Below are 23834 nucleotides of genomic sequence, written 5' to 3'. Positions count from 1 at the left end.
GGCGGCTCCAGAACGCAATTCGGCCCCTGACCTGGGATATAACCGCCAGGTAGGGGCCGAATCGGGGCCGTGGGCCGTCTGTGGGCCGTCAGGCCGCCGCCGCGAGGTCTTCCAACGAGTGGACCCGCCGGAACACGGACGACATAGCGGCTCGGGCCTTTTCATCGCTGCTGGGCAGAAGATGAGTGTAGATCCGGAGCGTGAACCCGGGGTCCGAGTGCCCCAGGTAGGTACTCAGCGCCTTGATGCTCCCTCCGGCTTCCAGGACCACCGACGCGTAGAAGTGCCGCAGCGCGTGCATTCCGTCGTCAGGAGCGGCTGCATAGCGCTTCCCTGACTCCCTGGGCGGGATCACGCCGGCGTGGGCCAGAGCGGGCTTCCAGACGTAGTCATCGAAGTAGCTCCGCCAGATGGCCTTGCCGACGGCACTGGTGAAGACCAGCTTCCGTGTTACCAGGGGGCCGTTCGGAGTCTTCCACGGCAGAGTCACAGCGACGGGTGGGAACGAGTCCATGTGCTCCTGCAAGCCGGTTCCCACCGCGTCGCTGAGAGGGGCATCCCGCAGCTTGCCACGCTTGGGCGGGGCGAACACGAGGGTGCCGCCAACGCGCTTGATCTGCTGACGGACGTGCACCCACCCCGTCTTGAAGTCCAGGTTGTCTTCCGCGAGACCCAGCACCTCCCCCTGCCGCAGACCGCAACCCCCGCCGGCGTCTACGGTGGCCGCGTACCGGTCAGGCATCCCTGAACGAACAGTCAGCACGCGGTCCTCGGTCCAGGGCACAATCAGCCGCTGTTCCGGGGTCGGAGGCTTCACCGACTGGGCATGGCAGGGGTTCGACTTGATGACGCCATCGTCTACCGCAGCGTTGAACAGGGACGACACCGAGTCGTAGATCGCGCGGCGGTAGGTGCCGTTGGGCACGGCCAATTGCAGAGCGTTCAACCAGGTGCGCATGTGCTCTGGCTTGAACGACCCCATGGGGCGCGTGCCCAGGTAGGGAAACGCGTGCAACCGGATTCGCCTGCACACGACTTCCTGACTGCCCAAATCGGTCGTCAGCCCGCCCAGCCACTTCTCGCCGTAGTCCCGGAAGACGATCTGCCCGGCCTTCGGGTCTATGTACTGTCCCGCATCCATGTCCGCTTCCGTGCGGGTCAGCCACTCCTCAGCCTTGCGCTTCTGCCGGTCTGGGAAGCTCTTGGACTTCTCGGTGCCGTCCGGGCCGATGTAGCGGGCGCGGTAGCGCAGGCCGATCCCGTAGCGGTCGGTCTTGACGCTTATGGGCTTGCCGGTGGGCCCGGGTTGGGACTGTAAAACGTTCGGTGTAACTCCCGATCATGGAAGATGCATCGATGACCAGCGACGACGTGACCGAGATTGAGACGGCCGAGCCATCTGAGGCCGTGCTGCCGAAGTCTGTGGACGACCGACTGATTGATGAACTGGTGGGTCGGGCTCAGGCCGAGGGCCTTCAGCTGACCGGCGAGGGCGGGCTGCTGCAGCAGCTGACCAAGCGGCTCCTGGAGTCCGCTCCCGAGGGCGAGATCACCGACCACCTCGGCCATGACAAGCACGATCCCGCCGGGAAGAACGGCGGGAACAGCCGCAACGGAACCCGTGGCAAAACCGTGCTGACCGACGTCGGCCCGGTCGAGATGGCCGTGCCCCGTGACCGCGAGGGCTCCTTCGAGCCGAAGATCGTCAAGAAGCGACAAAAGCGCCTGTCCGGCGTCGACGAGATGGTCATCTCGCTCGCCGCGAAGGGCCTGACGACCGGTGAGGTCCAGGCTCACCTGTCCGGGGTCTATGGCGCCGAGGTGTCCCGTCAGACGATCTCCACCATCACCGACAAGGTCCTCGAAGGCATGGCCGAATGGCAGAACCGGCCCCTGGACGCGGTCTATCCAGTGGTCTTCATCGACGCCATTCACGTGAAGATCCGCGACGGCGCGGTTGCCAACCGGCCCATCCATGTCGCCCTGGCGGTCACGAGCGAGGGCCGGCGGGACATCCTCGGGCTATGGGCCGGTGATGGCGGCGAGGGCGCCAAGCACTGGATGCACATCCTCACCGAGATCAAGAACCGCGGCGTGGACGACGTTCTCATGCTCGTCTGCGACGGGCTCAAGGGCCTGCCCGACGCCGTCGAGGCCGTCTGGTCCCGCACCGTCGTGCAGACCTGCGTGGTCCACCTGCTGCGGAACTCCTTCCGCTATGCCGCCCGCCAGGACTGGGACAAGATCGCGAAGGTACTCAAGCCCGTCTACACCGCGGCGACCGAGGAAGCCGCACTCGAGCGGTTCGCGGAGTTCGCCGACGCGTGGGGCAAGAAGTATCCGGCGATCGTCCGGCTCTGGGAGAACGCCTGGGAGGAGTTCACTCCCTTCCTCCGCTTCGACACGGAGATCCGCCGCATCGTCTGCACCACGAACGCGATCGAGTCCGTGAACGCGCGGATCCGACGGGCGGTGAAAGCCCGCGGCCACTTCCCAAACGAGCAGGCCGCCTTGAAGTGCGTCTACATGGCGATCATGTCGCTTGACCCGACCGGCAAGGGCCAGGCCCGCTGGACCATGCGCTGGAAGACAGGCTTGAACGCCTTCGACATCACCTTCGACGGCCGGCTCTCCGCAGCGCGTCAGTAACCCTCAACAACCCGAGTTACACCGATCGTTTGACAGTCCCCTTCCCGGCTCTGGCTGCGCCCGCGCTCCTGCCTTCGGCCCGCTCGGCGCTGCCGCCGCCGACGCGCGCCCACAACTGGATAGGCCCGGGGGCATGAGACGAGAACCAAGCCCGCGGCTTCACGACGATGCCTCCGGCGGGGGCGCTCAGACTCCGGGATGGGACGGGGCACCGTTCGCGAGTGCCGGCCGGAGCGGGGCGAGCGTCGTGGGGCTCCCATCCCGACCACCTTCGACCCAGGCAGAGCCGAGCAGTCGCGGCCCAGGGCGTCAAGGTCGTTCGTACAGTGGCGCGCTCCACCTTGACGCCCTGAACCACGACCGCTCCACGGAGTGTGGGTCGAAGGCGGACGGGATGGGAGCCGGGGTGAGTGGTGGGTGGAGCAGCTGCAGCCGGACGGTGCGCTCACGTCCATCCCTTAGAGCGCTTTCTGTCGGCAGGTGGGCTTGGGGCCGGATGGTATATCTCGATAACCCTGCATCGTACTTCTGTGCCATTCACCTTGACGCGTTTCCATGCCAGTTCAAATTCTCGCCCTTGGACCGGATAGGGAAACGTGTCGAGCTTTTGAAGCAACTCGCCGGTTGAATTGACTGGAAGGAGTTGCTCCACAAATCTAAGGCTCGTAGTTCGAATTTCCCCATCTGCGACTATTCGTGAATCAAGGAATCTAGGAGTTCCAACCATCCATTCCCACTGGATGTCATCGAACGGCGGCCAGTCGGGGGGAAGTTTGACCACTGCCCCGTCCGCTATCTCCCGCTTGAGGCGACGAATCTGCTCCCTACCCTTATCGATTGCATCTTCTTGCTTCCAAGTCTCCGAGAGTACTCGTGCATCGATCGGCCACTTAGCCTCCACTATCAGTCCTGTTTTTCTGTCTGCGTCTAGGGTGACGATGTCAAGGTCGCCAATTTTTCGACGATTTTGCGCTAGGACTTTTACTTCAGATGCCACCCGAACGCCAGGAACGGTCTCAAGTCGACTGCGCCATTTCGTGCACAGATCGCCAAGGGATCCGCCTAGTTTCCCGGAAGTTGCTGGATTGGATGCCGCAGCGCGAAGGACCATTCTCTCTTCCAGTCCATCCGACAGTAGCGGAAACGGCATTAGTAGTTGACCGTCCCACGGGATGATCGGTGAAGAAAAGGCGGTTTTCCCTCCAGGTCCGTCGTAAGTCAGCATCTCGATAAACTTATCGATTGCCGAACTCTTCGGGTTATAGCGACGTAGAGTCCGTTTCAGAGTATCCGGAGACATGCCGAGGTAGGCAGTATTTGGAGTCGGCTCCCCCCTGAAAAGGGAAAGCTGGAGCAGTGACATCCCCTTCAGCGTGCCTATCAATGGAATGGCCTCGCCGACTGTGATTCCTCCTAGGTCTGTATCTGTAGGTACCTCCCAGCGGCGGCCGGCAACGTAGTTCTTCATGTGCTGCACATATAGTCCGCCAATCCACTGGGGTATATGCGCATGCACGTTACGGCGCCCCTGCAAAGAGCGAAAGAAGGCATACGCGGGCTCCAGGCTGGGACCCCTATCATTCTCCTCCGGATTCTCTGTATCGATTTTCTCCAGCATCATGTCAACAACCTCAATGCTGGGATCTGATATAGGGTCTATCGCCAACCCCTGCTTGTCCTCAAAGATGCGCACTCGGTCGGCTCGCCCGCCCTGGAGGCCAATCTCAACAACTTCCCAATCCTGAGCGGCTGAGACCGCGTCCTCGACATCCTTCTTAGTAAGAGAGCCGACTGCGGTCTGGTTGCCGTATAGGTAGCTCCATTCGATCAATCGAGCTGTTACGTTGGCCCAATTTCTTGGTTCGCTACCAGGGTTCCCAGAATTCCTGTCAGGGTCTTTGCGTACCTCCCTCAGATACCGAACAGCAACAGATAGCAGCAGTGCATGCAGGCATGCACTGCCCGCCTTCCATATCGCCAGCTCTGACGGTGCGCTATCAGCCAGCGACCGCAACTTTCGATAGGGGGCGTCAGGATTTTGCTCAAGGTCGGTCACTACTTCTCCAGTCTCTGCATTCGATAGTCAGGATATGGGTTCGAGTGATGCATGGTGGGAAATTTTCACAGATTGGGCCGATTCGACTCGCTAGTTTCTGTTGACTGCGCGGCGAAAAGTGCAATGAAGCGTAAAATTCTCTCATTTCGCCCAACTCGCCAACGGTGCGATAGCTGGCCGAGGTTGGTGTGCCTCCGGCCTATGCCTGAGCAGGGGCGGCTCGCCTTGACATCTACTCTTGACATCAACAGCAAGAGATGCTGCCGGGCAGCATCTGCGATCCACCGGGCTGTGCGGACCCCGCCAGCGGCGGCCAGCAGGGCGAGTTCCTGGGCCGTCCCTGGGCCGTGCGAGGTCGGCCGTGAGCGACCGCAGACGACAGCTAGTGACAGATCAACTACGTGGCCGAGTCGCCAACGCCCAGGTCACAGCCCCCTGACGAGACGGGTTACCACCCAGGGGTGGACGTCAGGCAAGATGGGGTGTATCTGCCCTCACGCGGCGGAGCCGCACATTGGCCCTTCTCGATTGCCGGACGGTTTCTCTTGGCTGAGTACATCTACACGATGCGCAAGACGCGTAAGGCGCACGGCGACAAGGTCATCCTCGATGACGTGACGCTGAGCTTCCTGCCGGGCGCGAAGATCGGTGTGGTGGGTCCGAACGGCGCCGGTAAGTCCACCGTGCTGAAGATCATGGCGGGCCTGGAACAGCCGTCCAACGGCGACGCGTTCCTCTCTCCGGGCTACACCGTCGGCATGCTCCTCCAGGAGCCGCCGCTGGACGAGTCCAAGACCGTGCTGCAGAACGTGCAGGACGGCGCCGCCGAGATTATGGGCAAGCTCAGCCGCTTCAACGAAGTGGCCGAGCTGATGGCGACGGACTACTCCGACGCGCTGATGGACGAGATGGGCAAGCTCCAGGAGGACCTCGACCACGCCAACGCGTGGGACCTGGACACCCAGCTCGAACAGGCCATGGACGCCCTGGGCTGCCCGCCCGGCGACTGGCCCGTCACCAACCTCTCCGGTGGTGAGCGCCGCCGCGTCGCGCTCTGCAAGCTGCTGCTCGAAGCCCCCGACCTGCTGCTGCTCGACGAGCCCACCAACCACCTGGACGCCGAGTCCGTGCAGTGGCTGGAGCAGCACCTCGCCAAGTACCCCGGCACCGTCGTCGCCGTCACCCACGACCGGTACTTCCTGGACAACGTCGCCGGCTGGATCCTGGAGCTCGACCGCGGCCGTGCCATCGGCTACGAGGGCAACTACTCCACCTACCTGGAGGCCAAGCAGTCCCGGCTGAAGGTCGAGGGCCAGAAGGACGCCAAGCGCGCCAAGCGGCTCAAGGAAGAGCTCGAATGGGTCCGCTCCAACGCGAAGGGGCGGCAGGCCAAGTCCAAGGCCAGGCTGGCGCGTTACGAGGAGATGGCCGCCGAGGCCGACAAGATGCGCAAGCTGGACTTCGAGGAGATCCAGATCCCGCCGGGGCCCCGGCTGGGCGGCGTGGTCGTCGAGGTCGAGCACCTCTCCAAGGCGTTCGGCGACAAGGTGCTGATCGACGACCTGTCGTTCTCGCTGCCGCGCAACGGCATCGTCGGTGTCATCGGTCCGAACGGCGCCGGCAAGACCACGCTCTTCAAGATGATCCAGGGCTTCGAGGAGCCGGACTCCGGGACCATCAAGGTCGGCGACACGGTCAAGATCAGCTACGTCGACCAGACCCGCGGGAACATCGACCCGAAGAAGACGCTGTGGGCCGTCGTCTCCGACGAGCTGGACTACATCAACGTCGGCCAGGTCGAGATGCCCTCGCGTGCCTATGTCTCCGCGTTCGGTTTCAAGGGCCCGGACCAGCAGAAGCCGGCCGGAGTGCTCTCCGGCGGTGAGCGCAACCGGCTCAACCTGGCGCTGACGCTCAAGCAGGGCGGCAATCTGCTGCTCCTCGACGAGCCGACCAACGACCTCGACGTCGAGACCCTGTCCTCGCTGGAGAACGCGCTGCTGGAGTTCCCCGGGGCGGCCGTGGTCGTCTCCCACGACCGGTGGTTCCTCGACCGCGTCGCCACCCACATCCTGGCGTACGAGGGCGACTCCAAGTGGTTCTGGTTCGAGGGCAATTTCGAGTCGTACGAGAAGAACAAGATCGAGCGGCTGGGCGCCGACGCCGCCCGCCCGCACCGTGCCACCTACAAGAAGCTCACCCGGGGCTGACATGGCCCGGCACATCTACAGCTGTCCCCTGCGCTGGTCGGACATGGACGCCTTCGGGCATGTCAACAATGTGGTCTTCCTCCGCTATCTGGAGGAGGCCCGCATCGACTTCATGTTCCGGCTGGCGCCCGGGGACGGCTCGCCGTCCTTCTCCGGCGGGTCGGTGGTGGCCCGCCACGAGATCGACTACAAGCGGCCGCTGGTCCACCGGCACGAGCCGGTGACCGTCGAGTCCTGGGTGACGAAGATCGGCGCCGCGTCGCTGACCATCGCGTACGAGATCAAGGACGCCGAACTGGTGTATGTGCGGGCGTCGACGGTTGTCGTGCCGTACGACCTGGGAGCGGCGCGGCCGCGCCGGATCACCCAGGAGGAGCGGTCCTTCCTCCAGAAGTACGTGGATGACGACAAGGACGCTCTCGCGGCATGACAGCACCGGTGCAGACACTGGAGTTCGCCGACGCGCGGGAGGCGGCCGATCTCGGCGCCTTCCTCGCGCGGCTGATCCACTACGACCGCGCCGCCGCCGTTCGGCTCCAGGCCGGTGGCGGCGCGCTCGCCGTGTTCGGCAGGCCGGCGTCCTTCGAGGTGCTGGCCATCCGTACGGCGCGGCTCGCCGTTCCGTACGCCCTGGACGTCACCGTCTCCGCCGGTGAACTCCTCGAATCCGTCGACGAATCCGCGGGCAGCGCGGCTGTCCCGGCTGCCGTCACCGGTCCGCCGTGGGCCGGCGTGCTGCCGCCACGCGGTGGCTGGCGGCAGGTGCCGGGACTGCCCGCCGAGGACGCCGTCCGAGGTGCGCTGACCGCCGCGGTCGCCGAATTCCGCGCCCGCGACGAGCGGTTGACGCCGGCCGACCGGACCAGGGCGGAGCGCGACCGGATCGGCCGGGAGATCTGGTCCAGGACCCTCGGCGACACCGGGCTGCCGCTGCGGGCCGTCCACGCGGCCCAGTCGCTGGGCTTCCTGCGCCCCGTACGGGTGCTGGTGCCGGCCTCGGCGACCACCGAGGAGCCGCTGGCGCTGCTGGAGTCCGGGGCCTGGCTCCGGCTGCGTACGCCGTACGGCTCGATCGCGGTACGCCGGGCCGGCCTCGGCGGCCTCACGGTCTCCCCGGTCTGAGCGCGGGCGCGGCGGCGGGCGCACGCCCGCGCGCTCAGCCCGCGGTGTTCACCATCGAGGCGGCCGCGTAGGTGAGGTATTCCCAGAGCTGCCGCTCGTGCTTCTCCGATAGCCCCAGCTCGTCGACCGCCACCCGCATGTGCTTCAGCCAGGCGTCGTGCGCGGCGCTGTCGACCGCGAACGGGGCGTGGCGCATCCGCAGCCGGGGATGGCCCCGGTTCTCGCTGTAGGTGCGCGGACCGCCCCAGTACTGCATCAGGAAGAGGGTGAAGCGCTCCTCGGCGGGGCCCAGATCCTCCTCCGGGTACATCGGCCGCAGCAGCGGATCCTCCGCGACCCCCTGGTAGAACCGGTGGACCAGGCGCCGGAAGGTCTCCTCGCCGCCGACCTGCTCGTAGAAGGTCTGCTCCTGAAGCGTGCCGTGCGGAATCTCTTTCACCCGTCCATCGTCTCAGACACCTCGGCCGAGGACTTTTGGCCTAGGGCCTCTCGTAACGAAAGACCCCAGGCTGTCGCGCCGTCTCCGCGGCCGCGCGGGTGACCCGGCCCGCTGCGACCGGTTCGCTTCCTGGCTGCTCTGCCAGGACAGTGGAGACATGGGCGCACACCGGGACGACGCGCAGTGGCCGGACGAAGCGGCCGCCGCGGAGGCGCGCGCCGCGCTGGTACGGGAGATCGCGGCGAGCGGAGCGCTGGAGGATCCGGCCTGGCTGGCCGCGTTCGAGGAGGTGCCGCGCCATATCTTCGTGCCGTACTACTTCGTCAGCCGTCCCGGTGGCTACGACCGGCTGTGGGGCGGGGATCCCGACCCCGTGCGGCGCAGGCGCTGGCTGCGGGGGGCGTACGCGGACGGGCCGCTCGCCACCCGGGTGCGCGACGGCGAACTGATCTCCTCCAGCAGCCAGCCCTCCCTGATGGCCCGCATGCTGGCCGAGCTGGACGTGCGCGACGGGGACCGGGTCCTGGAGATCGGTGCGGGCAGTGGCTACAACGCCGCACTTCTCTCCCACCGCCTGGGGGAGGAACTGGTCACCACCATCGATCTGGACCCGGAGATCACGGAGTCGGCCCGGGCGCATCTCGCGGCGGCCGGCTACCGGCCCGCCGTGGTGACGGGCGACGGCGCGCGCGGCTGCCCGGAGCGCGCGCCGTTCGACCGGATCATCGCGACCTGCACGCTGCCGTCGGTGCCCCGGGGCTGGCTGGCGCAGTGCGGCCCCGGGGCCCGGATCCTGGCGCCGCTCGCCACGGGCCTGATCGTTCTACGGGTCGGCGACGGCGCCCGCCATGACCGTGCCGAGGGACGCTTTCTGCACACCGCCGCGTATTTCGTGCCACTGCGCGGGGTGCCCGGTGGCGGTCCCCTGACCCGGCGGCCCGTCGGCGGACTGCCCAGGCGCGCGGCCGAGAACGATCTCTTCCGTTTCCTGCTCGCGCTGACCGAGGGCAGCCTGGACCCGCACGAGGCGCTCTCCCTCTGGGAACGCGAACGGCGCCCGAAGAGGGAGCGCTACGGCGTCACCATCGCCGGTGACCAGCAGTGGGCCTGGCTGGACGATCCGGAGGGGCCGTATGTCTGGCCGCTCAGCCCCGGCGGACCGTGATCGTCGTCCAGGCGCCCACATGCACCCGGTCGCCGTCCTTCAGCGGGACGGGGACATAGGGCTGTATCGGGTCCTCGGCGCCGTTGAGCGTGGTGCCGTTGGTGGAATTCTGGTCGACCACGGCCCAGCTTCCGTCCGGCTGGTGGACCAGGACGGCGTGCTGGTGCGAGACACCCGGGTCCTCCGGCGGGACGGAGAGATCGATGTCGGGGGACTCACCGGTGGAGTGCCGGCGGCGGCCGATGGTGACCTGGTTCCCGGACAGCTCAAGGCGCTGCTCCGGGGAGTACGCGGGCAGATTCAGCCCGGTGGCCTCGGGACCGCTGCGCTGCATCATCGCCATGAAGTACTCACGGTCGGGACCGATGACCGCCGTCCAGGCCGCCGGGGCCTGGTACTGACGCAGCGGGTCCTGCTGCTGCGGCGGTACCTGACGCCGAGGAGTCTGCTGCAGGGGCGGCGCCTGCTGCTGAGGAGGCTGCGGCGGGGCCTGATGGCGGGGGGCCTGGGCATGGGACGGCGGCGGCAGCGTCCAGTCGTCGTCGCCGGTCCGCGCCGGTCCGGGCGGTGCCCCCGTGGCCGGGGGCTGCTGGAGGAAGGCGCGCGGGGGCAGCGGTCCGTGCTGCTGCGGCCCCTGCTGCGGGCCCTGGTTCTGTCCCTGCTGCGGCGGGCTCTGCCGGGAGGGCGCCGAGGGCCCCTCGGGCGCCAGCGGTTCGGCGGGCCGGTTCAGCTGGGACGGGCGCGAGCCCTGGTACTCGTACGGGTCCGGCGGCCGGGGCGGCTGGCGCTGGTGGAAGCCCGGCGGCAGATTGAGCCCGGGGACAGGAGCACCGGGGCCCGGTCCGGGGCCACCGGGCAGCGGGTGCTGCGGAGCCAGCGGGGTGTACGACGTCGCCGTGTTCGTGAGGAAGTTCCAGCGGCACTCCTCGCAGAACGGCGCCATCGGCTCGCGCGGAGTGCGGCACTGCGGGCACAGCTCGGCCTGGGCCGTGGCCTCGGAGCCGGGGCGCGGCGGGTAGCCGTAGCCGGGCGGTGGCGGGGGAGACGGCGGTACGGCGCCGGCGGGAGCACCGGGACCGGCCATGCGATGGCCGCAGACCTCGCACCAGTCGTCGGAACCCGACTGGTGTCCGTTCGGGCAGGTCGGCATGTCGGCGCTTCCCCCTCTCCTCGTCCGGCCCGCAGGCCGCTGCTCAGCGCTGATGCTGTTACTTCTTGACGCGAACGGTCTTGGTGGAGCGTGTTTCGAGGGTCATCTCGTCCGCATCCGCCACCTTCGCCTTCAGTCGCACAGTACCTGCCGCCGCGTCGACCACGTCCACCACCTTCGAAAGCAATTTCGCCGTATCCGCGTTGCCGGAGGAGGCCGCGAGCTGCACGGCACGCCCCAGTTTCGCGGTCGCCCCGTCGAAATCACCCGACTTGCGGGCGTCCAGGCCCTGTTGGATGACCTGCGCGAGTTCGGCCTGGCCCGTGTAGTGGGCCACCTGGGGGTTGATCGAGGTGGAGGCCGCCATGTCGTCCGTCCACACGGCCCGGACCAGCCCCTGGGACAGCACCTCGGGAGAGCCGCCGCCCTGCGCCGGACGTATCAGCGAGACCCGCGCGGCGAGCATCTCGCGCCCGATTCCGGCCTCCGGGACCGTGACACACACGTGGTAGTCGCGTGACTCGTCGCCCCAGGAACCGGTCGGGTAGTCGCCGGCCCGCGGCCCCGCCTCCGTGCGCCGGCCGGTCAACTCCTCGACCGTGGGCGCCACCTGCTTCACAAAGCCGATCTCGGCCCCGACGGGCGTCCAGAGCCGCAGTGCCACATCCGCGACCTCCTTGCCCATCGTCTTCTCCATCATCCGGGTGAAGTCCGCCGCCAGCCCGGCCGGATCGGCGACGATGTCGGCGGTCCCGAGCAGCGCGGAGGCGATGCCGGTGACCTCTTTCACCTCCCAGTCCGTGCCGACGCCCCGGGCGTCACAGGTGAAGCGGCCCGCGCAGGCGTCGAGCGCCGCCTTCAGGTCCTCCGGGGATTCATGCTCGTTACGGCCGTCGGTCAGCAGGATGCCGTGCCGGATGGGGGCATCGGCCGAGGCCAGCAGCCGGTCGGTCATCCGCAACCAGGTGCCGATCGCCGTGCCGCCGCCCGCGCCGAGCCGGCGCAGGGCCTCCTTGGCCTGGGCTCTGGTGGCCGCGTCGGCCACCGCGAGTCTCCCGTTGCCCGGGAAGACCTCCTTCGCCAGATGCGTGCCGCCGACGATCGCGAAGGCGACCCCGTCGCGCAGGGTGTCGACGGCCGCGGCGGTGGCGTCCCGCGCGTTGCGCATCTTCGTCGGCGGGTAGTCCATCGAACCGGAACAGTCGACCATGATCACCACAGCGGCGTGGGAGCCCTGGCCGGGCGGCCCCGCTGATGTTCCGACGAGCGGCACACCGCCGGTGGTGCCCCCTCCGGTGGAGGTGACCGTGACGATCGCGTTGACCTCACGGCCGCCCTCGGGCAGGTATTCGTTCTGGTAGACGTCGACGGAGAACTGCGGCACGTTCGACTTGGAGAAGTTCGCCATCTGTATCGGCTCCTTGACGCTCCACACGGCAGAGACAGTGAAACTGTGAAACGGTGCAACACCAAAACGGTGCAACACCAAAACACCAAAACACCAAAACGCTGAAACAGTGAAACAGGCTCCCCGAAACGGGCATTGACGGTCGAGAACGATCAGAGTGGGACTCAAGCCGCGCTGTAGGCGGATCCTGCCCCTTGTGGCGGTACGGCGAACGGCACTACGGCCACTGTTACGTTGTCGTGGCCCCCGCCGTCCAGGGCATGGCCCACCAGCACCCGCGCCGCGTGCAGCGGACGCCCGGCGGCGTCGGCAGGCAGGGCCCTGGCCATCTCCTCGGCGCCCTCCGCGTAGTTCCACAGGCCGTCCGTGCACACCACCACCACGCCGGGGCGGTCGGGTTTGAAGGAGGCCGTGTGCGGCTCCAGCTCGTACGCGTCGGCGCCGAGCCAGCCCGTGATGGCGTGGGCGCGCTCGTCGGCGTATGCCTCCGCCTCGTTCATCAGCCCGGCCGCGACCATCTGCGCGGCCCATGAGTCGTCCTCGGTGAGCCGGGCGGGCGCGGCGGAACGGTCGTCGGGCACCCAGTACGCCCTGCTGTCGCCGATCCATCCGACGACCAGCAGCCCGCCCGCCACCACCGCGCCGACGATCGTGCACGCGGGAGCGTTCCGGTGGCGCCGCGGCTCGGTGTCCGCGGTGCTGCTCGCGACGGGGGCGAGGCGGTTGACGGCCTCGGCGGCGACAACGATCGCCTCGTGCATGGCCTGCTGCGGATGCGTGCCCCGCGGCAGGGTCTCCAGCAGGGCCTCGTTGGCCGACGCGGCGGCGGCGGCCGAGGCGTCGTCGGGGCGGGTCGCCGAGGACACCCCGTCGCAGACGATGGCGACCACGGCGGGCGAACCGTCCGGCAGGGCGGCGGAGGAGACCGCGAAGGCGTCCTCGTTGCGGTGATGCCGCAGCCCGCGGTCGCTGACCGCGGCCACCGCGCCGAGCTCCTGCTCCATATGGTCGCGCTCGCGCGGCTGGGCGTGGCCGCAGTTCTCGCAGTAGCCGTCCAGGTCCACACGGCCGGCGCGACAGGCCACACAGAGCTTGGCGCCGGGTCCCGCCGCCGGGTCCGTCGTGCGCGGATCGGCGGAGACACCGGCCGGGGCCGGGCCCGCGGGGTCCAGGACCGGCGCGTCCCGGATCTGGCCGGCCGGAGCGTCCGGGAGGTGCCCGGGGGCGGCCACCGCCGGTGCGGGCAGCTCGAAGTCGCCCTCGTGCCCGGACAGTTCCTTGCCCGACGAGTCCACGCCCGGCAGTTCGCCGGGCAGATGGACGGGGGCCGCGGCCTCCGGGGCGTCCGCGCCGGCGGCCACGGGCCACTCCACACCGGCGACCGGAGCGCCGGGTTCCGTGCGTACGGCGCTGCTCATGACCACGGTGGGCTGGTCCTCGGGGCGCGGAGGCACGACCGACAGGTCATAGCCGCACGCACCGCAGAACAGGTCGCCGGACTCCAGCGGCTCCGCACAACTGGGGCAGGTCGGCAGAGCGGCCGACTGGTGCATCTGGGACATCAATCACACCCACGTCCGGGGGCGGAAGCGGTTTGCGCGCTCCACCAGTTCGATCCTCTCCTCGCCGCGCTGAGCGAGCCGGGCGAGCACCCGGTACGAGCGTTCCAGTCCGAAACGCAGGCCGCGCTCGTCCAGTTCGCTGCCCAGCAGCGCGGTCTGTACGGGTGGGGACCCGGGACTACCGGAGAGTACCCAGTCCAGAGCCGTGCCCAGTACCTCCGCCGACAACCGTTCACGCCGTACCGCGTCCAGACCGAACTGCCGGAGCGCCGAGACCTGGTGCGCCGCCGCCCTCAGATCGTCGATCAGCGGGGGCTCCGCGCCGGTGGCGGACGCGTGCGGATCGCGCTCCCGCAGCCGGGCTCTCACGGCCGCGACCCGCGCCGCCGTGTAGTGGATCGACGCCTCGGGCACGGACTCCAGGGTGCTGACGGCGCCGGTCCGGTCGCCGGCCGCCAGCCGCACCCGGGCCAGCCCGAACGCGGCGCTGACATAGCTCGGATCGGTCGTCCATACGAGGTGGTAGTACTCGGCGGCGTTGTCGAGCTGGCCCAGCACCTCGGCGCAGAGCCCCAGCGCCAGCTTCGGGGCGGGCTCGCCGGGGAACGCGTCGTAGACCGCGTCGAAGGAGAGCGCGGCGCTCTCGTGGTCGCCGGTCGCGAGGGAGGCGACACCGCGGTACCAGACGACCCGCCAGTCGTCAGGCTGGTCGGCCTCCAGGGCGGCCAGTGCAGCGACGGCGGTGACGAGTTCTCCCATCTCCAGCCGGGCGCGCAGTTCGCGCAGTCTTCGCTCCACCGAGTCGGCGGGAGCCGAGGCCAGTGCGGAAACCAGTTCGGCGGGGGCGGAAGCCATCAGACCGGCCAGGAATCCCGCGTTCGGGTCATTCGGATCGACTCTCGGAACGGGCAGGGCCAGCGCGGTCGCCCGGACGTCCAGCGCCGCGAGCCGGGGGCCGCCGTCCGCGGGCACGGCCGGTACGGAGGCGACGGCGGATTCTCCGGTACGGGCCGCCGGCTCGGGGGCCCGCTGGGGCGGGTACGGCCCGGAGGCCCGGGCCGGGAGCGCCGGGGGGACCGCCCTGCCGCGGCGGCCGAACAGACCGCCGCGTCCCGCCGGCCGTTCGCGGACGCCCAGCCGCGACACGTCCTCCGTCAGCTCCGCGAACAGCTCCGTGTCCGTGACGCGCTGTTCGGGACCGAACAGCGTGGACAGCGAGGGCCGGGGGCGTCCCGTCTGGAGCGCGACGACCTCCCGCAGCACGCCCGTGAGCTGCTCCGCCATCTCCTGCGCCGAGGAGAAGCGACGCGCCGGATCCGGGTCCGTCGCCCGCACCAGCAGCCGGTAGAAGGACTCGTACCTCCGGAAGACATCGATGTTGTCCGGATCCGGGAGCGAATCCGCGAAGACGTTCGTATAGCCCTGGAAGTCGAAGGTCAGCACCGCCAGGGTGCGGGCCACCGTGTACAGATCGGAGGCCACCGACGGGCCGGTCTCCGCGACCTCCGGAGCCTGGTATCCGACGGTGCCGTAGATCGCCGACTCGCTGTCGTCCATCCTGCGGACGGCGCCCATGTCGATCAGCTTGAGCTGGTCCTCGGTCTGTATCGCGTTGTCGACCTTGAAGTCGCAGTACAGGAGATTCCGGCTGTGCAGATGGCCGAGCGCCTCCAGTGCCTCGATGCCGTACGCGCACGCCTGTTCGACGGGCAGCGGATCGCGCTTGCCCGCGCCGGTCCGGCGGTCGTTGGCGATGTCCTTGAGGGACTTGCCGCCGACGTACTCCATGACGATGTAGCCGTCCATGGAGCCGGTCCGCTGGTCGAGGTGTTCGACGAAGTTGTAGATGCGCACGATGTTCGCGTGCTCGATCTCGGCGAGGAAGCGGCGTTCGGAGATGGCCGCTTCCATGGCGTCCTGGTCGCCGGTGTCGAGCAGGCCCTTGAGGACCACCCAGCGGTCCGAGACGGCACGGTCGATCGCGAGATAGACCCAGCCCAGGCCGCCGTGCGCGAGGCAGCCGACGACTTCGTACTGCCCGTGCACGATGTCGCCCGCGTGCAGCTTCGGTACGAACGAGTACGGGTGTCCGCACTTGGTGCAGAACCCCTCCGTACGGCCCGCCCGGTCACCGCGGGCGCGGCCCACCGGAGCCCCGCAGTCGGACCGCGAGCAGTACCGCTTGCGCTCCGGCACCTCGGGGCGCGCCATCACCGCGGACCGCGGCTCCGGACGCGGCACATCCGGTACGGAGACCAGACCGGCGCCCAGCCGGTTGCGTCCCGACGCGGCCGTGGCGGAACCGGAACTGCGCACCGACACCAGCCGGGAGGACGGCCGCCCGGACACCGCGCGGGAGAGCCGGCCGGAGACCGAACGGCGCGACGTCGAGGAACGCGACGAGCGCGACGAGCCTGCGGAAGCCCGCGTGGAGTCGCTCCGCCCCGAGCGGCCGCCGGCGCCCCTGCCGCCGCCCGCCACACCGGTGGGCGGCGAGGACAGCACGCCGTTGGGTGCGACATCGGGCGCCAGACCGCAGGTGTCGCAGTACAGCTCACCGCCGCCCATGTCCTCGTAACGTCCCTCGCAGCCGGGGCGCCGGCATGCGTCGTTCCCGCTCATCTGTCCCCCCGTTCGCCTTCTGTTCCTCCGGCCGCGCGCCCCGTGGCCGCGCGTGGTGCTGTCGCTCTCACCCGTCTCCCCGACGGTCGGCGGGGCCCCGTCCGCGCGGGACCAGCACATCCGCCGCGGCCTGCTGATAGCGCAGCACGGCCTGTTCGGCCACGCGCAGATCGCAGGGCGCGCTCCACAGCATCCGGCGGGCCGCGTCGTACCGCTCGACCAGCAGCGGGTCCTCGGCCATGCCGTGCCGGGCGACCTTGGCCTTGTACGCGTCCAGCCGGCCGCGCAGCTCCGCGCGGACCGCCAGCGGCGCCGTGACCGCCGTCAGCGACTCACGGGCCCGCAGCAGTTCGTCCTCGGCGTCCCGCTCCAGCGACTCCAGCAGCGGTGAGAGGCGATTCCACTGGGCATGCCTGCGGTACTCGGCGGCTGTCGACAGCCGCTCCTGGAGCGCGGTCGGCGGGCCGCTGACCGCCGGCACCTCCGACGCGGCGATCTTCGCCAGTACCTCACCGCGCGCCACCCGCGCCTCGGCGAGGGTGCGGTCCGCGCGGGACAGCACATCGCGCAGCCGCATCAGCCGCTCCTCGGAGTCCTGGCGGACGGCGAGGACCGCCTCGATCTCCCGCCGTACGTCCTCCAGGGCCCGCGCCGCCCGGTCGTAGCGCTCGGTGTCGGGACGGCCGCCGCCCGGCGCCGAACTGCCGGGCGCCGGACGCCAGAAGGCCAGCGGGTCGGAGATCACCTGTTCGCGCAGCGTGCTCAGCTCCCGCGTGATCGACTCCAGGTCGTCGCCGGCCGGATGCTCTCCGGGCCGTACGCCGACGGACTGCGCCAGCGACCGGGTGCGCCGCAGCTCGGCGGAGAGCAGATCGATCCTGGCCGGCAGGGCGGACCAGACCGCGTCGGCGGTCACGACCATGTCCAGCGAGGCCGCGTACAGCTCGTTCATCCTGGTCACCAGCTCAGCGAGCGTGAAGTGCTCGGAGAGCCTGGCGGGTCCGGTGAGGGACGGCGCGGGATGCCCCGCGGCGCCCGCGACGGTCACGCAGTGGCCGCGCAGCGTCTCGGTCAGCTCCGCCAGATCGTCGCGGTTCGGCCAGCGGCGCCTGGCACGCGCCTCCCGTGCCCCGGTGAGCGCCGCGGTGTAGCTGTCGAAGTATGTCCACAGCAGGGTGATCGACCGCTCGGCGGCGGCCCAGCGGTCCTTGGTGACCCCGGTCAGCTCGGCTCCTTCGAGAAGTCTGCGGCCGGCGTGGTCCTGAAGGGCGAGCAGCGAGGTCTCGATCGCCTCGTGCTCGGCTTCCAGGCGTGCCAGGGCCCGGTCCACCTCGTCCCGGTCCATGGCCGGTCCCGGTGGCCTCCTCGTCGAGTCGGGGAAGGAGCCCGCGGCGCCCATCGATCACCTCTCCGCTCTTGTCCGTGAGACTGCTGGAAGGACTGGCCGGCCCGGCGGACCGGCGCCCTCCCGGCAAAGGCTGCCCTGTCGCGGCGCCCCGCACGCGCGATCACCGCCCTGGGCAAAAGCCCTGGTGGTCCCGGTGCGAGGTACCCCGGCCGCCTCGCGGCCCGCGGCACCGCGACCCGCTCCCGCACTGAGGCGAACGAAAGACGTCAGCCGTCCTTGTACGTGGGCGCGGGCGGCCCCGTTATCCCGGGCAGCCCCGCCCTCAGCCACTTCCTGTACGCCTCCATCCACGGGCTGTCGGCCCCGCCCGCGCGATATCTCTCCAGCACATGATTCACCCGGCGCACCAGGTCGTCGTTGCCCAGCTTGACGGCGACGCCGTAGTACTCGGTCGTGAACGGCTCGCCCCGCAGCTCGACGGCCGGGTCCTGCGCCGCCTGGCCGGCCGCGAGGGCGTTGTCCGTCACCACCGCGTCGACCTCGCCCAACTGGAGCCTGACCAGGCAGTCGAGCTGGTTGGGCACCGTCAACCGGTCCTCGTCGCCGGGCTGCCTGTCGTGCTCGTCCTCGAACTTCGCGCCGAACGAGTTGACCAGCAGCGCCTCGTACGCCGTGGAACCCTCGGCGGAGCACACTCTCTTCCCGGCGAGCGACGCGTCGTACCCCGTGACCGACGAGCCCCGGGGGGCGAGCACCTGCTGACCCGCCTGGAAGTAGGCGGTGGAGAAGGCGACTTGCTTGATCCGGTCGCAGTTGATCGTCATCGTCCTGACGACGATGTCCACCGTGTCGTTCTCCAGCGCCCCGACCCGCTGGTTGGTGGGGATCGCGCGGAAGCTGATGGCGTTCGGATCGCCGAGTATGTTCGCGGCGACGGCACGGGCGAGATCGATGTCGAAGCCCTCGATGGCGCCGGTGGCCGGATTGCGGTAGCCCCAGCGGTAGCTGTTCTGGTCGACACCGACGATCAGATGGCCGCGGCTCTTGATCTTCTCGATGGTCGGGCCGTCGCCCGCGGAGGGCCGGAGACTGGCTTCCGGGTCCTCGCACTCGTCGGCCTTGGCGGGCAGAGCCGTGGCCGCCCGCTGCGAGTCCCGGCTCCCTCCCGCGTCGACGGCGTGGGACAGCGGGAGCAGGGTGAGCGCCGCCGTCAGCACACAGGCACCGGCCATCGCCGACACCCCGCCCCAGCCACGGAGCCTGCCGGACGGGCGGGGCCCGCGGAACCGGCGGGGCCTGTCCATAAAAGTCATCCCGTCCCCTCTCACCGGTATTCCGAAAGCCTGCGGCCGATGCCGAGGATCGCGCCCACCGCGCCCACCAGCGCCAGCACGCCGGCACCGACCGCCAGTCCGGTCAGCGCGCCGCGGCCGTCCGAAGCCGATCTGGTGAACTCCCGCTGCTCCTGCGCGAGTGCCTGCTGGAGAGCCGAGTCCACCCGGTCGAACGACTGGCCGGTGGAGTTCTCCCCGCCGATGACCTTCTCCAGCGCGCCGTTGTAGTCACCGGCCTTGTCGGTGCTGCTGGCCGACGCGTGCCGCTCCCGCCACTGCGCGACCGAGGCGATGGCGTCGTCGACCGGTTTCCCGCCCGCGCTGTCGTCGGCGAGCCGCTTCGCCTCGCCGAGCGCCGTGCTGAGCCTGTCCATGCCCGTGGTGTAGTCCGTCTCGTACTTGTCGTGCTTGCCGTCCGGTGTGAGGACGGCGCCCCGCGCCACCAGCGTGAGATTCTCGTTGGCGCGGGCCTTCAGCGAGTTGATCCGGGCGTCGTTGAGGACCTTGAGGGACTTCTGCCCGTGTACCTGCGCGCCATTCAGCTCCGCCCGCGCGACTGTCTGTCCGACGGCCAGCCAGAGCAGCAGGGCCGTGGACGCGGTGGTCGCGGCCAGCAGACCGTGGTTGAGCACCCGGTTCGTCCGGAGGTAGGTGCGCCGCTGGGCCCAGAACAGGCCGCCGAAGGCCAGCACGCCCATCGCCAGCGAGGCGAACGGCCACAGCCGCGCGTCGTCGTTGTCCCGGGCGAGCCGCGCCGTCTCCGCCTGGTACAGCTTCTCGGCCGCCGGCAGCAGTTCGGTGGACATCTGCTGGTTCGCGTAGCGCAGATAGGCGCCGCCCAGCGGCAGCCCCTGCCGGTTGTTGGCACGGGCACGCTCGATCAGACCGGTGTAGCGCGGGAGCTGCTCATTGAGCGTGGCGATCTGCCTGCCGGAATCGCTGGAACTGTCCGTGTGGGTGGCCGCCTTGATCAGCAGCCTGGACGCCGTGGCGATGTCCTTCTGATACCGGTCCTGCACCTCCCGGGGCTCCTGCGCGCCCGCCAGGAAGCCGCTCGCCGCCGCCGTGTCCGCGTCGGCCAGCGAACGGTAGATGTTCGCGGCGTCCGCGCTCAGCGGCTGACTGCGGCTCACCACACCGTCCGCGGCGGAGAACCGGTCGGCGGCCTGCCACGCCGTCACCGCCCCGAACGCCACGACCAGCAGCGCCAGGGCCGCGCCGATGATTCTCAGCCGGCCCGGCTCCGTCGTCGCCGCCTCGCGAAGCCGCTCCCTGGTCTCCGTCCACGCGCCGTCCGGCGCGGGCGGCGGAACCGGCGGCGGCACGGCTGGCCGCGCCGGAGCGTGTGCCGGAGCCGGTGGTGGCGTGGCCCGCGTACTCGGCGGATATGTCACGTGACCTCCCCCTGGGTCATCTGACGGCGGCGGCCCGCCCCCGGCGGGCCGGTGGACGACTCCCGGGCCAGCAGTATGGCCGCGGGGCCCGGCAACCGCACCATGCCTGAACTACACCATGCCTGGCCGCTCCCGCACCGGCGCGCCTCGGCGCCGTCCGGACTCCCCCTCATGAATACGCCGGGAAGCGGTGATCGGTTCCCCTTCACGGGTGTTCGTACACCTTCGTATGAGTCATCCGGCGGCGGGAGACAGCGCCGGCTGCGCCATCAGCCGGGGCCGGCTGCCGTGATGCGGCTGCGCCGCGTGCACCAGGAAGGGATGGCAGAGATAGACGTCCCCCGGGCTCCCGGTGGCGTACACCACAGGACGGTGCGCCGACGCCGCGTCGATCGCCGGACCGATCCTCATGATCGAGGCGCCCTTCTCCCCGTAGGGCCGGAGCAGGGCCGGCATGTCGTGGTGCGAGCCCACCCGGATCCGGGTCGGCGCGTCCTTTTCGCTCACCTCGCTGAAGAGGAAGAGCATCAGCAGCGCGCGGTCCCGGGAGCGGTGGTTGGCGTGGTAGGTGCGCGCGCCCTCGGGCAGATAGCTGCCCTCGATGTGCCAGCCCGCGTCGTCCGGCTCCTCCTCGTGCGGGAAGCGCAGCGGGAACGAACCGAGCGAGTGCCGGGGCGTCCAGCGTCCCGGCCCGAGCAGCCGGTCGAACGCGTCATGCAAAACCGGTGTGTTGACGGCCCGGTCGAACGGCTCCTGCGCCATGTTCCAGACCCAGCGCACCGGCCGCGTCCAGGTGCCGGGATCCGCCGGGTCGCAGCCGGTCTCGGTCCACAGCAGCCGGGCGCACTCCCGTGCGACCTCCGGCGGCACGGCGCCTTCGAGCTTGACGAACCCGTCCGTCCCGAAGCGTTCGGCCAGCGGATCGGGCGCGCTCCGCGGGCCCGGGAGCCCCGGTGCCTCCCCCGGGTCCTGCGGATCCGGTGTCGGCGCGTCCCGTGGGTCCGGTACAACCGGTGCGTCAGCCATGGACCGATCGTGCCGCCGCCGGCCCCCTTCCGCATCCGCTTTTCGGGGGAGCCGGCGGCGGCGGCGCGTCAGGCGTAGTACGCGCCCAGCCGGAGGTGGGCCGCCGTGTCCGCGCCCACCCGGTCGAGGCCCAGCAGAGCCGCGCCCAGCACCGGCGGGGCCGTCACCACCGCGATGACGGCCTTGGGCGCCCTGGCCGCCAGCAGTTCGGCGATCCGGTCGTCGAGCTGCGGATGACGGGCCGCCAGCACGCTGCCGCCCAGCAGCACCGGCGCCTCCTCGTCGAGCAGCCCGAGCTTGCCGAGCGCGACCGTCGCCAGCGCGACGACCTCCTCGGCCAGCCGGTCCACCACCGAGCGGGCCACCGCGTCGCCGGCCGCGCTCGTCGCGAACAGCACCGGCGTCAGCTCATGCCTGCGGGCATACGGGAGATGCCCGAGATGCAGCGCCTCGATCAGCTCGTACATCGAGCCCAGACCGAAGTGGCCCGGCAGCGTACGCACCAGCTCCGTCGGCTCACCGCGGCCGTCCTCGGCCCGCGCCGCGAACCACAGCGCCTCCTCCGCCAGGCCGGAACCGCCGCCCCAGTCACCGGAGATCCGGCCGATCGCCGGGAAGCGGGCGGTACGGCCGTCCGGCAGCAAACCCACGCAGTTGATGCCCGCGCCGCAGACGACGGCCACCCCCCGGGGCTCCGCGCCGCTCGGCAGCCCGGCCCGCAGTATCGCGAAGGTGTCGTTGCGCACGTCGGTGGTACGGCCCCAGCCCCGCGCCTGGACGGCCGCCGCCAGCTCCCTCTCCTCGACGGGGAGATCGGCGTTGGCGAGACAGGCCGACACATGGCCGACGAGGTCCCGCGCCGGCAGCCCCGCCGCCCGGGCGGCCTCGGCGACCGCCACCGCCAGGGCGTCGACGGCCGCCTCGATCCCGACGACCGGCGGCTGGAAGCCGCCGCCGCGGGCCGTGCCCAGCACCGAACCGTCGGCGCCGATCACGGCCACATCGGTCTTGCTGTTCCCGGCGTCGACGGCGAGGACGCTCGCGCGCCCCGCCGCCGGACCGGCCGTGCCCGTATCCACGCTCACGCCCACGCGAGATGCTCCCGGTTGTGCGCGATCAGCCGGTCGGTGAGCGCCTCGGCGTACTCGTACTGGCCGATCAGCGGGTGCGACAGCAGCGCCTTGTAGACCCGGTCGCGACTGCCGTGCAGCGCGGCCTCCAGCGCCAGGTCCTCGTACGCCGTGACATGCGCGATCAGACCGGCGAACTGCGGCTCGACCGCGGGCACCGCCAGCGGCACCGCGCCGGACCTGTCCACCCGCGCCTGCACCTCGATCACGGCGTGGTCCGGCAGGAACGGCAGCGTGCCGTTGTTGTACGTGTTGACCACCTGGATCTCACTGCCGCCGCCGCGCAGCAGCGACGCCGCCAGATCCACCGCCGCCTCCGAGTAGAAGGCGCCGCCGCGCTTGGACAGCAGCTCCGGCTTCTCGTCCAGCGCCGGGTCGCCGTACATCGTCAGGAGCTGCTTCTCCATCGCGGCCACCTCGGCGGCCCTGGACGGCTTGGTCCTCAGCTCCCGCACGACCTCGTCGTGCGCGTAGAAGTAGCGCAGATAGTACGAGGGCACGACGCCGAGAAGGTCCAGCACGGGACGCGGCAGGTGCAGATCGTCCGCGAGGGCGTCGCCGTGCTCGGCCAGCAGCTTGGGCAGCATGTCGGCGCCGTCCGGGCCGCCGAGGCGTACCCCGCGCTCCCAGGTGAGGTGGTTCAGCCCCACATGCTCCAGGTACACCTCGGAGGGAGCGACCTCCAGCAGCTTCGCGAATCTGCGCTGGAAGCCGATGGCCACATTGCACAGACCGACGGCCCGGTGGCCGGCCTGGAGCAGCGCCCGGGTCACGATCCCCACCGGATTGGTGAAGTCGATGATCCACGCGTCGGGGTTGGCGCGGCGCACCCGCTCGGCGATGTCGAGGACGACCGGTACGGTGCGCAGCGCCTTGGCGAGGCCGCCGGCGCCCGTTGTCTCCTGGCCGACGCAGCCGCATTCCAGCGGCCAGGTCTCGTCCTGTTCGCGGGCTGCCTGGCCGCCGACGCGGAGCTGGAGCAGCACCGCGTCGGCACCGGCGACACCGGCGTCCACGTCCGAGGTGGTGGTGATACGGCCCGGGTGGCCCTGTTTGGCGAAGATCCGCCGGGCCAGCCCGCCGACCAGGTCCAGGCGGTCGGCGGCAGGGTCGACCAGAACGAGTTCCTCGATCGGCAGGGTGTCCCGCAACCGGGCGAACCCGTCGATGAGTTCGGGGGTGTAGGTGGATCCACCGCCCACTACGGCGAGCTTCATTC

The 23834-nt window shown here is 69.9% G+C and carries 18 protein-coding genes; 5 read left to right on the top strand and 13 right to left on the bottom strand.

Translation table 11 applies throughout. The features are described 5' to 3' along the window. Positions 1-88: 88 nt before the first annotated feature. Positions 89-1141: a tyrosine-type recombinase/integrase gene (locus ABZ707_RS16245; protein ID WP_360174191.1), complete on the bottom strand. Its 1053-nt coding sequence runs from the start codon at positions 1139-1141 to the stop codon at positions 89-91. 200 nt (positions 1142-1341) lie between these two features. Between ABZ707_RS16245 and ABZ707_RS16240 the strand changes: the two genes are divergently transcribed. Beyond that, positions 1342-2649: an IS256 family transposase gene (locus ABZ707_RS16240; protein WP_360174188.1), complete on the top strand. Its 1308-nt coding sequence runs from the start codon at positions 1342-1344 to the stop codon at positions 2647-2649. A gap of 445 nt (positions 2650-3094) precedes the next feature. On the opposite strand, the gene ABZ707_RS16235 is transcribed toward ABZ707_RS16240, so the two are convergent. Further along, entirely contained in the window at positions 3095-4705 is a 1611-nt protein-coding gene (locus ABZ707_RS16235; protein WP_360174185.1) for a hypothetical protein, read from the bottom strand. Positions 4706-5250: 545 nt separating this feature from the next. Here ABZ707_RS16235 and ettA point away from each other — a divergent pair. From ettA to ABZ707_RS16220, 3 genes are read left to right on the top strand one after another with little or no spacing between them, the layout of a single operon-like run. After that, a complete protein-coding gene (ettA, locus tag ABZ707_RS16230) occupies positions 5251-6915 on the top strand; it encodes an energy-dependent translational throttle protein EttA (RefSeq protein WP_360174182.1) in 1665 nt (554 codons plus the stop codon). Position 6916: 1 nt separating this feature from the next. Next, complete coding sequence (locus ABZ707_RS16225) at positions 6917-7345, top strand: thioesterase family protein (protein ID WP_360174179.1); 429 nt, start codon at positions 6917-6919, stop codon at positions 7343-7345. Continuing rightward, entirely contained in the window at positions 7342-8037 is a 696-nt protein-coding gene (locus tag ABZ707_RS16220; protein ID WP_360174176.1) for a hypothetical protein, read from the top strand. The genes ABZ707_RS16225 and ABZ707_RS16220 overlap by 4 nt, the downstream gene beginning before the upstream one ends. 34 nt (positions 8038-8071) lie before the next feature. Here ABZ707_RS16220 and ABZ707_RS16215 read toward each other — a convergent pair whose 3' ends face one another. Then, complete coding sequence (locus tag ABZ707_RS16215) at positions 8072-8476, bottom strand: globin (protein WP_360174173.1); 405 nt, start codon at positions 8474-8476, stop codon at positions 8072-8074. A gap of 157 nt (positions 8477-8633) precedes the next feature. Between ABZ707_RS16215 and ABZ707_RS16210 the strand changes: the two genes are divergently transcribed. Then, on the top strand, positions 8634-9641 hold the full coding sequence (locus ABZ707_RS16210) for a methyltransferase domain-containing protein (protein WP_360174170.1): 1008 nt from the start codon (positions 8634-8636) through the stop codon (positions 9639-9641). On the opposite strand, the gene ABZ707_RS16205 is transcribed toward ABZ707_RS16210, so the two are convergent. The 10 genes from ABZ707_RS16205 to ABZ707_RS16160 all read right to left on the bottom strand — a co-directional run bounded on the left by ABZ707_RS16205 (position 9622) and on the right by ABZ707_RS16160 (position 23832). Then, the gene (locus tag ABZ707_RS16205; protein ID WP_360174167.1) at positions 9622-10791 is read right to left on the bottom strand and encodes an FHA domain-containing protein; all 1170 of its coding nucleotides are present in this window, start codon (positions 10789-10791) and stop codon (positions 9622-9624) included. The two genes, ABZ707_RS16210 and ABZ707_RS16205, sit on opposite strands and share 20 nt — an antisense overlap. A 58-nt stretch (positions 10792-10849) precedes the next feature. Continuing rightward, complete coding sequence (locus ABZ707_RS16200) at positions 10850-12199, bottom strand: VWA domain-containing protein (protein ID WP_360174164.1); 1350 nt, start codon at positions 12197-12199, stop codon at positions 10850-10852. Between the two features lie 164 nt (positions 12200-12363). Beyond that, the gene (locus ABZ707_RS16195; protein WP_360174161.1) at positions 12364-13761 is read right to left on the bottom strand and encodes a PP2C family serine/threonine-protein phosphatase; all 1398 of its coding nucleotides are present in this window, start codon (positions 13759-13761) and stop codon (positions 12364-12366) included. A gap of 3 nt (positions 13762-13764) precedes the next feature. After that, positions 13765-16383 (bottom strand): tetratricopeptide repeat protein, encoded by a 2619-nt coding sequence (locus ABZ707_RS16190; RefSeq protein ID WP_360174158.1) that lies wholly within the window; start codon positions 16381-16383, stop codon positions 13765-13767. A 67-nt stretch (positions 16384-16450) separates the two neighbouring features. Then, positions 16451-17782 (bottom strand): hypothetical protein, encoded by a 1332-nt coding sequence (locus ABZ707_RS16185; RefSeq protein WP_360174155.1) that lies wholly within the window; start codon positions 17780-17782, stop codon positions 16451-16453. Positions 17783-17997: 215 nt separating this feature from the next. Continuing rightward, positions 17998-19035 (bottom strand): glutamate ABC transporter substrate-binding protein, encoded by a 1038-nt coding sequence (locus ABZ707_RS16180; protein ID WP_360174152.1) that lies wholly within the window; start codon positions 19033-19035, stop codon positions 17998-18000. A gap of 20 nt (positions 19036-19055) precedes the next feature. After that, positions 19056-20390 carry a hypothetical protein gene (locus tag ABZ707_RS16175; RefSeq protein ID WP_360174149.1) on the bottom strand — a complete coding sequence of 445 codons (1335 nt, stop codon included), beginning with the start codon at positions 20388-20390 and terminating at the stop codon, positions 19056-19058. A gap of 303 nt (positions 20391-20693) precedes the next feature. Continuing rightward, the gene (locus ABZ707_RS16170) at positions 20694-21485 is read right to left on the bottom strand and encodes a phytanoyl-CoA dioxygenase family protein (RefSeq protein WP_360174146.1); all 792 of its coding nucleotides are present in this window, start codon (positions 21483-21485) and stop codon (positions 20694-20696) included. A gap of 68 nt (positions 21486-21553) precedes the next feature. Next, entirely contained in the window at positions 21554-22570 is a 1017-nt protein-coding gene (locus tag ABZ707_RS16165) for a BadF/BadG/BcrA/BcrD ATPase family protein (RefSeq protein ID WP_360174143.1), read from the bottom strand. Next, entirely contained in the window at positions 22567-23832 is a 1266-nt protein-coding gene (locus tag ABZ707_RS16160) for a 6-phospho-beta-glucosidase (RefSeq protein WP_360174140.1), read from the bottom strand. Before ABZ707_RS16160 ends, ABZ707_RS16165 begins: the two co-directional genes overlap by 4 nt. Positions 23833-23834 lie beyond the last annotated feature (2 nt).

It is taken from the genome of Streptomyces sp. NPDC006923, assembly GCF_040635655.1.
Classification (GTDB): Bacteria; Actinomycetota; Actinomycetes; order Streptomycetales; family Streptomycetaceae; genus Streptomyces.
Note: the sequence above shows the minus strand (reverse complement) of the source record. Positions and strands in the feature narration are given on the sequence as shown.